This window comes from Asticcacaulis sp., assembly GCF_020217185.1.
Classification (GTDB): Bacteria; Pseudomonadota; Alphaproteobacteria; order Caulobacterales; family Caulobacteraceae; genus Asticcacaulis.
Window position 1 is genome coordinate 1 of record NZ_JAIWNX010000044.1, and the last position, 10,000, is coordinate 10,000.

The window sequence follows — 10,000 nt, forward strand, 5'->3', positions numbered from 1 at the left end:
GCGCCGCGCCTGACCGTCGTGCTGTTTCACGGCTGCGGCGGCGTCGGGCGCAATATCACCCTGTTTGCGGATTATGCCGTCTCGCTGGGCCTGAGAGCGGTGATCGTCGATTCCTATTCCCCGCGCGGTATAAAGCGGCGTCTGGCGGCCTTTCTGGCCTGCAACGGGTTATGGCTGAGGGGCTATACACGCTCCGGCGACGTGCTGGCCCTGCTGTGGGGCCTGTCGCAACGGCCGGAGGTGAACGGCATCCTGCTCGCCGGCTGGAGCCACGGGGCATGGGCGATCATGGACCTGATGACGCAGCCCCTGACCCGCCCCGGTGAAGCGCGGCTGAGCGACCCCAGCCCCGAACCCCTGACGCAGGTGCGCGGCCTGTTTCTGATGTACCCCTATGTCAACTTCCTCGCCCGTTCGATGGACAAGGCGTGGCGGCGGCAAATCCCGACCCTGATGGTCATTGCGCTTAAGGATCATCTGGCGCGTTTCAGCCTGTCTTTGAAGGCCGTGCGTCGCCTGCGGGCTCAGGGCGTGCCGCTGGAGACGGTCGTGGTCGATTCCACCCACGCTTTCGATGAGCTGGGGGCCGATCGTTTCGGCTTCATGAAATACGACCCGCAATCGGTGTCCACCGTGCGGGCCGCTTTTGCCGAGTTTGTAAGGCGTTTTAAAACTTAATGCCCGCTGTGTTCCGCCGGACCTGAAAGAGGGGCGTTCGACACAGGGGCCTCGATCTTCACCGCCCCGGCCTTGGCGAAATTGAGCGTCAGGCTCAGTGTTTCGCCATCGGCGGGACGGGTCTTAAGCCCCATCAGCATGATGTGATTGCCGCCGGGCTTCAGCTCCAGCGTCTGCCCTGCCTTGACCTCAAAGCCTTCGGGTACGGGCGACATCATCATCTTGTCGCCGTCCATCTTCATGGTATGCAACTCGACCTTTTCGGCGCAATCACAGACCACCGAAACCAGACGGTCATCGTCCTTGCCGATATTCTTGACGGTGACATAGCCGCCCGTATTCGGGTTTTGCCCAAGCGCCGCGCGCACCGCATAGTGCGACAGTTCAAGGCCGCTTTCGGTCTTGACGCCATCGACGTCGGTCTTGGTCTTCACGGTGGTGACGCCGTGGGATTCCGTTTCGGTCTTGACCTCCGCGGTCGAATGACCGCCGTCACAAGCCGCCAGAGCGCCCAGCGAAAGCGCCGCCACAGACAGAACGATAAACTTACGCATGGTATCCTCCCTATTTAGCCCCACAGTCCAACGATCTTTTTGACGTCCCTGACCACCGGTTCCGCTGCCGCCTCGGCCGCTTCGGCCCCCAGCTTGAGCACGCGGTCAACCTCTGCCGGGTCATTCAATAACCCACGCAGGCGCTCGGAGATAGGCGACATCTTGTCCACCACCACCTCGGCCAGCGCCGGTTTGAACGCGCCGAAGCCTTTACCGCCGAAGTCGTTGAGCACGTCCTGCACCGACACGCCGGCCAGAGCCGCATAGATACCGACCAGATTCTTAGCCTCCGGGCGCTCAGACAGACCGGTCTCCTCAGACGGCAGCACCTCGGCGTCCGACTTGGCCTTCTTGATCTTGGAGGCGATGGTGTCAGCGTCGTCGGTCAGGTTGATGCGCGAATTGTCCGAAGGATCGGACTTCGACATCTTGGCCAGCCCGTCGCGCAAAGACATGATGCGCGCGCCCGGCCCCTGATAGAGGGTGTCCGGCAAGGGGAAGTAGTCCACCTTGTAGTCGTGGTTGAACTTCTTGGCCACGTCGCGGGTCAGTTCAAGGTGCTGACGCTGATCCTCGCCCACCGGCACGTGGGTGGCCTTATAGAGCAGGATGTCGGCGGCCTGAAGCACCGGATAGGTATAGAGGCCGATCGAGGCGCGTTCCTTGTCCTTGCCCGCCTTGTCCTTGAACTGAGTCATGCGGTCGAGCCAGCCCAGACGCGCCACACAGTTAAAAATCCACGCCAATTCCGAATGGGCGCGCACCGCCGATTGCGGGAAGATGGCCGACTTCGCCGGATCAACCCCGGCAGCCAGATAACAGGCGGCGATTTCGCGCGTCTGCGACAACAGCTTGTCCGGGTCCTGCCAGACGGTGATCGCGTGCAGATCGGCAATCATGTAGAAGCGCGTGGCCTCAAGGGACTGCATATCGGCGAACTTTTTGAGCGCGCCGAGATAGTTGCCGAGGTGAAGCGAACCGGACGCCTGAATACCGGACAGAATACGCATTTTTGGACCTTCTTACCCCTTACGCAGGGCTTTCCTGATGTCGGACGGGCGGACGGCCCGTGTTGCGAACAGAAGGGCGATATAAACGAAAAGTCCGACGAGACAAACGCCCACAATGGCAATTTCCTTGGTCAGATGATGCGTCAAAGGCTCAATCACCCCTTCGATCACCGCGCGATAGTGCGAAGCCAGCGCGCAGAAGGCCCCCATCAGCGCCCCGGCCATGATGATCTTCAGCAGGCCCGCCGCGGCTTTGGGGCCCGGCGACCACGTCTTGCGGCGGCTCAGCGTCCACCACATCAGGCCGACATTGACCCAGGCCGCTGCCGAGGTGCCAATGGCCAGCCCCGCCACGCCGATCAGCGGGAACAGGGTCAGGCCACAGGCCAGATTGACCACCACCGACACCATGGCGAACTTCATCGGCCCATAGGTGTCCTTACGCGCAAAAAAGGCCGGGGTCAGTACGCGCGCCAGCACGAAGGCCGGTACGCCCCAGCCGTAATGCAGCAGGGCACGGGCCGTTTCCTGCGCGTCGCGCAGCAAGAACTCCCCCCGCGTGTAAAGGCCGTCGATCAGGAAGAAGGGCATGGCGATCAGCGCGGCTGCGGCGGGCAGGGTCAGGGCCATGGCAAACAGCACGGCATCGTCCATCACGCTTTGCGAGCGCTCCGTATCACCCGACTGCACCGCCCGCGACAGGGTCGGCAACAGCGCCACGCCAATGGCCACCCCGACCAGCCCCAGCGGCAACTGATACAGGCGATCGGCGACGCTCAGCCAGGTACGCGCCCCGTTGACGCCCGACGCCAGAAGCGAGGAGACGAAGACATTGATCTGCGTCGCGGCGGCGGCCAGCGCGCCCGGCACCGCCAGCAGCAGCAGGCCGCGCATTTCCGGGGTCAGCTTCGGCCATACAAACCCGATGCGCGCCCCTGTCCTGCGGCAGCCCCAGACGAGCAGCGCCGCCTGCGCCACACCGGCGGTTAAAACCCCAATGGCCGCCAGATAGGAGGCGTGTATCGGGTCCTTACCGAACCACACGAACACCAGCATGAACAGGTTGAGCAGGGTCGGCACAAAGGCCGACAGGGCAAAACGCCCGCGCGCATTCAGCACCCCGGACAGGAGCGCCACCATGGTCATGCACGGCAGATAGGGCATGGTAATCTGCGTCAGTATGATGGTCAGACGCATCTTGGCCGGATCGTCGGCGTAGCCGTGCGAAAAGACAGCCATTACCTGCGGCATGAAGATCATGGCCAGCGCGCTCAGCACAATGGCGATCATCGTCATGGTGGCCATGGCGTCGCGCGCCAGCCGATCAGCGGCTTCGGGGCCTTCTTTCTCCAGCGCCGCCGAATAGGCCGGCACGAACGCGGCGGTAAAGGCGCCTTCGGCAAAGATGCGGCGGAACAAATTGGGGAAGGTCAGCGCCGTGGCATAGGCATCGGCGGCGATATTGCCCGACGCCCCCATGACGGCGGTGATGACCAGATCACGGGCAAAGCCCATGACGCGGCTGACCAAAGTCATGCCGCCAAAGACAAGCGACGAACGCACAACGCTGGTGGGTTTCGACCCGGTTTCCTGAGACACGCGGCATGGCCTTAAAGGAGAGCAATCGGTTTCGCTCTTACCCTAGCCGCAGGAATTAGCAAGCGTGGAGGGGTTAATGGGGGGAGCAGCCGATGGTTCCGGTGACGGTGCTAGAGGTTCTGTTTCTTAATTCTTCTCACCGTCTTCAAAGGCGGCCATAAGACTCTTGGCCCGACTGCTCAATTGCTCGTCGGTTATGAGTTGCTGTACCCGTGCCCTCGCGTCATTATAATCCATAAACGGGGTGATGCTTTGCGGACGCAGAACATTGTACCGGCCTCGGGCGCTGCTGTTAACAACGCCCGTAAATACTTCCAAACACTTTATCAAACCGTCGTTGGACTGCAGGAACGGGGCCAATTTTTCACGCGGACCGATCTCGTCACCACTCTGATACCAAGCGTACATCAGACTTGCTGGTTCAGGAGTCGAAAATATCTCATCGACAGTCATATTGCCGTAGCGACTCTGCATTATCGATGTGACTAAATCGAGTTCTTCGCCCGTGAGGAGTCGCTCATCTACAAAGCTTTGTCGGCCTCCAAAGCGACCATGTCCGAAGGTCTCTCTACGGAAAATGGAGGTGAGCCAAGCCAAGGCCTCACCCTCTCTAAACATTTTCTGTAATAGGTCCACGCGATGTAAGTCGCCTACGCGTTTAAGGACAGGTTTGATTATTTTTTCGGCTCGCCCCCAAAGTGTGCCCGGCCAAAACGGATCAAAGGGCCGTTTGAGATAAGCGGCATCTAACATATTGGATAGACTCAATAGAAATGTCTTGGCTTGAATTGAAGAAAGCGTTTCGGAGACATTAAACTCTAGACGATCAAGTAAAAGATCGAGCTTTGTCAGATTATGGGATATTTCTTCGTCGTGCAAAACAATCATTGCTTTAGCCGCCGCCGCGATGCTTTCATCAACCGCATTCAAAAAAGTCGATGTATTGTTAATGGTGAGTTCGTGGACAGGCCCAGAAATGGCAAAATACAGCCGATAATGGTCGGGGCTACTTAGACGTCGTTGTTCTAACGCCTTCGCTTGCTCATGATTGGTGATTTTCTGAAAGAGTTTGAAACCATCTGCATCTTTGCCAAAATCAGCCTCTACGCCGGGCAATTGTACAGCGAAATAATAGCGATAGTGAACGTCTTTGAAGTGCCCCTTGGGTACAGATGCCATCAAAGCCTCATACTCGTGTTCGTTTTCGGCTTTTTCCACGCGAGCAATTCCGAGTGATACTAGGGATGCCGTCGCGCAATATTTTTCTATCCAGCGGTATAAATTGGGATTTCCGTCTTTGATTAGCTGAAGCCAAACCAAATCCGCCAAATCCGCACCCGCTTCGCGCAAAGGAGGCCAGTAAAAGCGCATTGAGTCCAGCGTGCGAACTACAGAACGCGGAGTGCGTAACTGTCGCCCACCTTCGAAATCAATAACGTATCGCAACCGCGAAAGTTCGTCTTCACTTTTCACCTCCGCAAAATTTTTCAATTCGTCCGTGAACCACTGCCTCAGTTGAAGAGGTTCTGGCTTCGGAACAAATACAGTTAGCTGGATAATCTTCTCTAGATAGGCATGCCCGCTCTCAATGCCGGTCGCTTGCTCAATGCTGTGAGATAAAATCTGCCCGTCATAGCAAAGCAGATAAATGACATTGGGTAAGTCCACGACCGACCGAACCAAGCGAAGAACTTCAATAACCTCTTCTGGTTCTAAACGGTCCACGTCGTCAACGGTCACAATGAAGCGATGGTTGAGTTCGCGAAGTAACTTAATTAAGGAATCCTTTAATTCGCTTAGCGATTTCTCTTTGCCCTTTTCCAGAAGCTCGCTAGCTGCAGTCATGCCGCCACCCGCCCATTCAATGGGTTTCAAGCCGGTAGCTTCGCCAACCACCTTAACCACGGCACCGAATTTGCTAACTCGACTAGCAAACTGTCGCAAAATTTCGGCGGCTTGTTTTGCCTTGGCTGCCGCATCCGGTGCAAAATCTCCCTCTCCAGCAGCAATCTCATTAAGTTTCGAATTTAAGGACTGGAACAGACTGGTTATCAAAGCATCGCGGTCACCGATGAGCCATGGCCGAAAATTGATTATCGTTGGGCGGTTGTATTGCTCCAAAGCCTCAATTTCTTCAACGATAATATGAAGCAGGCTTGACTTACCAGAGCCCCACTCCCCTTCAATACCGACCACGAGACCACCATCGGTGGCACTGTCGATCAAAGCGCTACTTATACGCTTAGCCACGTTACGGAAACCGAGCCTGTCCGTACCACCTGCACTTAGAGCACGGTCGCCTTTGATTAAATTAGGATTATTCATGTCGCACCGTGTACAATCGTGAGCAAGATGATGGTGTATCGAATTTGTACAATGAGCCTAATGCGACTCGACACGTTTTAACATCGGCGAACGATATCAAGTTGAGCTTATCAAATAGCCCAATAGAGGTAAAAAGGCTCGCACGACCCCGCTATAGATACGCTTGCCTGCTTATGGAATGTGTGGGCCAAAGAGATGAGGACAATCAGGTATTATTTGTGAAGCCAAAACTACTATGTCCACCCCGTTTGCCTTCTGACCCCTCCCGATGTACGATATTCGTATAGGCTAGGTATGTGATGGCGACGTCTGTTTATCTGGGTGAGCATTTCGAACAATTCGCGGCGCAGATGGTGTAAAGCGGTCGCTACAACAACACCAGCGAATGGGTGCGTGAAGGGCTGCGGATTATCGAGGCACGGGAACGCCGTATCGCTGAGCTGGACCGCGCGTTGCACACCGGCCTGTCCGAAGAGGCCGCCGGAGCGCTGATCCCGCACGATACTCTGATGCGTGAATTGAAGCAGCGCTACACCCGCATGGCGGCTGAGCGAGGCGAATAATTTACCACCGGTTCCATGTGTCCCGTCGCCGTTTCTGCTACGTAAGCGACAATGGCTTAAATTTTGTCACTAAAGCCACGGGACCATGCTGGGTTGATCACTCGGTTTTGAGCGCTCAGGCGGCGCGGACGATGTTTTCGGCTTCTGAGGAGGCAATCTGCATATTGCGCGCCATATCCTGAGACGTGGCGCTTTGTTCTTCGACGGCACCTGCCGTGAACAGGACCTGTTCCTGCACATTGGAAACGGTGGCGCGGATGGCGTCAAGCGCATTGACCACGGCGGCAGAGGAGGCGCGCACGCCGGCGATTTCGCCGACAATCTGTTCGGTGGCCCTGCGCGCCTGAGTGGCCAGATTTTTAACCTCGGTCGCCACGACGGCGAAACCACGCCCGGCTTCGCCTGCGCGGGCCGATTCGATGGTGGCGTTCAGCGCCAGAAGATTGATCTGGCTGGTGATATTGCTGATCATCTCGACGATGCCGTCCATCTGCGCCGCCGCAACAGCCAGTTGCCGGGCGCTGTCGTCGGCTTCGTTGACGGACTGATTGGCCTGATCCGCCGCCGCCTTGGTTTGTGACATGGTGTCGGAAATCGACCGGCCCGTGGCCGCCATTTCCTCAACCGCCGCCGACAGGTCCTGAAGCGAGTGGGACAGTTCGGTCGTCCGGTTGAGCGCTATGCGTCGGGCGGTGACGTCGGTGGCGTATTTCATGACCTTGTACGGCTTGCCATTCACGTCGAGAATGGCGTTGTACGAGGCCTGAATATAGACGGTTCGCCCACCCTTGGCCTGACGCTGAAACTCTGCGGAAACGAATTCACCGTGCGCCAGACGGGTCCAGAACGCGCGATAGGCGTCGCTGCTGGCCGTGGCCTCATCCACAAACATCCGGTGGTGCTTGCCGCGGATTTCGTCCAGCCCATAGCCCATGACCTTCAGAAAGTTGTCATTGGCATTGAGGATGGTGCCGTCCAGACTGAATTCAATGACCGCCTGCGCGCGCGAAATGGCTTCCACCTGGCTCAGAAGGTCGGCATCCTTCTGAGCCTGCTGAGTGATGTCAGAGGCGAATTTGACGATCTTCAGGGGCCGGCCATCTATGCCCAGTATGGGGTTATAGGTGGCCTGAAGGATGACCTCGCACCCGTCCTTATTGATCCGCTTGAACTGCGAAGAGACGAACTCGCCCACCAGTAGTCGCCGCCAGAAATCGGCATAGGCCGCGCTTTTGGCGTCGTTATCCGTGACAAACATGCGGTGATGCCGTCCGACGATTTCGTCCAGACGATAGCCCATCACCTTCAGGAAGGCGTCATTGGCCGTAATCACCGTGCCATCCAGAGCGAACTCGATAACGGCCTGAGAGCGCGAAATCGCCGCGACCTTACCTTCCAGATCGAGGTCGCGCAGCTTACGCGCGGTCACGTCGGAGGCGATTTTGACGATCTTGTAAGGCTTGCCCGAACGGTCGAGAATGGGGTTATAAACGGCTTCCAGATAGACGTTGCGCCCGTCTCTGGTCTGACGCCGGAACTCTCCTTTTTGCGCGACCCCGTGTTTCAGGTCGGCCCAGAATTGCCGATAGGCTGACGTCTGCACCTCCCCCGCATCGACAAACGCCGAATGGTGCTTACCTACCAGTTCAGAGGCCGAGTAGCCCATCAGGTTTAGAAAGTTGGCGTTGGCGGAAAGCACATGCCCGTCGAGGTCAAATTCGATAAGACCTTGACTGAGGTTAATCGCCGTCAGCAGGTCCTGATTAAGGCTATCGGCCTTATGCGACTTTTTTCCACCAAACGCTGACCACATGGACGACACTCCGCAACACAATGAATGACATTGTTACGGAAGGGTCTCAATAAGAGGTTAAATCTGCTCCTTAACGCGCCATCGACGCCCTTGCCCGCGTAGGGGTGGCACGTGACGGGGCCGAGGGGGGGTCCAGCACATCGGTCAGGGCGCGGTGAACCTTGTCGCGCTGCGCCTTGGTCAGTTGCTTGCGCGTAAAGTGATCGACCACGTAGAAGGCATCGACGGCGCGTTCGCCGTAGCAGTCGATGTGGGCCGAGGCCGTATCGAGATGCGCACGCGCCAGCACGCTGGCCACATCGGCCAGAAGCCCCGGACGGTCGCGGCCGGACACCTCGATAATGGTCATTTGCGGGTTGGATTCATCGTCGAACACCACGGTCGGCGCGATAGCGAAGGCCGCCGTGCGGTGGGCATTGATCGCCTTATGGATCAGGGGCGCCGCCACTTCACCCCCGACGGCCTTTTCAAGCGCCTGTTCCATCTGACGAATGCGGCCCGGATCGTCATGGCCAAAGGGCTTGCCCTGCGTGTCCTGCACGTAGAAGACGTCGAGCGCCTGAGCCGTGGTGGAGGTAAAGACCTGTGCCCCCACGACGTTGGCACCCATATTGGTGAAGCAGCGCGCCAGATCAGCAAACAGGCCCGGACGGTCCGGCCCCGTAATGCAGAAACGGGCGGCATTGCGCGTATGGTCGATATAGGCCTGAGCCGAGGCCTTGCCTTCGGCAGCGCTCCACACCTGACGGGCGTGCTGGCGGATTTCGTCGGCAGAAAAAGCAAACAGATACGACTCTTCCATTGTATCGAGCCAACCGCGCATCCGGGCATCCCCGGCGCTTAAGGACTCACGCAGGGCGGCGGCGCGCGCCTGAATCTCTTCGCGCACCTGGGTCACGGCGTCGCCTTCGCTGCCACGCCCGCCACGGAAGGCGGCTTCGGTGGCGGCCTGAAGCTCACGCATCAACTGCCCTTTCCAGCCGTTCCACACGCCCGGCCCCACGGCGCGGATATCGGCGACGGTGAGAACCAGAAGCTGACGCAGGCGCTCAGGCGTTTCAACGATGCGCGCAAAAGACGCCACGGTTTCGGGGTCCGACACGTCGCGCTTTTGCGCATAGTCGGACAGGACAAGGTGGTGCCGCACCAGCCACGCCACCTGATCAATCTGCCACTTTTCGAGGCCCAGCCGCGCACAGGCGCGCCGCGCAGCGATTTCGCCCTCGATCTCCTGCCCCAACTCGCCGCCCTTGCCTACATCGTGCAACAGCATGGCGAGGTAAAGGGTCTCCTTATTGGCCAAGTTGGGGATCAGCGACGTGGCCAGCGGGTGGTCTTCCTTATGCTGCCCCAACTCGATATCGCGGATGATACCAATGGCGCGCAGGGTATGCTCATCGACCGTGTAGGTGTGGTACATGTTGAACTGGGTCTGGGCCACAATGTGCCCGAACTCAG

The 10,000-nt window shown here is 58.2% G+C and carries 7 protein-coding genes and 1 pseudogene; 2 read left to right on the plus strand and 6 right to left on the minus strand.

What is annotated here, in order from left to right; genetic code table 11:
• The coding region (locus LDL37_RS02105) for a dienelactone hydrolase (protein WP_290793626.1) at nt 1-678 on the plus strand (678 nt) is incomplete at its 5' end.
• Here the strand turns inward: LDL37_RS02105 and LDL37_RS02110 are convergent.
• The 4 genes from LDL37_RS02110 to LDL37_RS02125 all read right to left on the minus strand — a co-directional run bounded on the left by LDL37_RS02110 (nt 675) and on the right by LDL37_RS02125 (nt 6,166).
• The gene (locus tag LDL37_RS02110; RefSeq protein ID WP_290793628.1) at nt 675-1,232 is read right to left on the minus strand and encodes a copper chaperone PCu(A)C; all 558 of its coding nucleotides are present in this window, start codon (nt 1,230-1,232) and stop codon (nt 675-677) included. The genes LDL37_RS02105 and LDL37_RS02110 overlap by 4 nt on opposite strands.
• A 14-nt stretch (nt 1,233-1,246) precedes the next feature.
• Complete coding sequence (trpS, locus tag LDL37_RS02115; protein WP_290793631.1) at nt 1,247-2,242, minus strand: tryptophan--tRNA ligase; 996 nt, start codon at nt 2,240-2,242, stop codon at nt 1,247-1,249.
• 12 nt (nt 2,243-2,254) lie between these two features.
• Entirely contained in the window at nt 2,255-3,841 is a 1,587-nt protein-coding gene (gene murJ / locus LDL37_RS02120) for a murein biosynthesis integral membrane protein MurJ (protein WP_290793634.1), read from the minus strand.
• A 126-nt stretch (nt 3,842-3,967) separates the two neighbouring features.
• Nucleotides 3,968-6,166, minus strand: a complete 2,199-nt coding sequence (locus tag LDL37_RS02125) for a P-loop NTPase fold protein (protein ID WP_290793637.1) — start codon at nt 6,164-6,166, stop codon at nt 3,968-3,970.
• Between the two features lie 371 nt (nt 6,167-6,537).
• Between LDL37_RS02125 and LDL37_RS02130 the strand changes: the two are divergent.
• Nucleotides 6,538-6,729: pseudogene (locus LDL37_RS02130) on the plus strand (type II toxin-antitoxin system ParD family antitoxin); the annotation flags it as partial.
• 115 nt (nt 6,730-6,844) lie between these two features.
• On the opposite strand, the gene LDL37_RS02135 reads toward LDL37_RS02130, so the two are convergent.
• Nucleotides 6,845-8,542: a PAS domain-containing methyl-accepting chemotaxis protein gene (locus LDL37_RS02135; RefSeq protein ID WP_290793639.1), complete on the minus strand. Its 1,698-nt coding sequence runs from the start codon at nt 8,540-8,542 to the stop codon at nt 6,845-6,847.
• 70 nt (nt 8,543-8,612) lie between these two features.
• The coding region (locus LDL37_RS02140) for an ACT domain-containing protein (RefSeq protein ID WP_290793642.1) at nt 8,613-10,000 on the minus strand (1,388 nt) is incomplete at its 5' end.

What these genes read in the sequence shown, in the direction of transcription:
- LDL37_RS02135 (WP_290793639.1), bottom strand. Translation starts at nt 8,542, where the DNA reads ATGTGGTCAGCGTTTGGTGGAAAAAAGTCGCATAAGGCCGATAGCCTT.
- trpS (WP_290793631.1), bottom strand. Translation starts at nt 2,242, where the DNA reads ATGCGTATTCTGTCCGGTATTCAGGCGTCCGGTTCGCTTCACCTCGGC.
- LDL37_RS02125 (WP_290793637.1), bottom strand. Translation starts at nt 6,166, where the DNA reads ATGAATAATCCTAATTTAATCAAAGGCGACCGTGCTCTAAGTGCAGGT.
- LDL37_RS02110 (WP_290793628.1), bottom strand. Translation starts at nt 1,232, where the DNA reads ATGCGTAAGTTTATCGTTCTGTCTGTGGCGGCGCTTTCGCTGGGCGCT.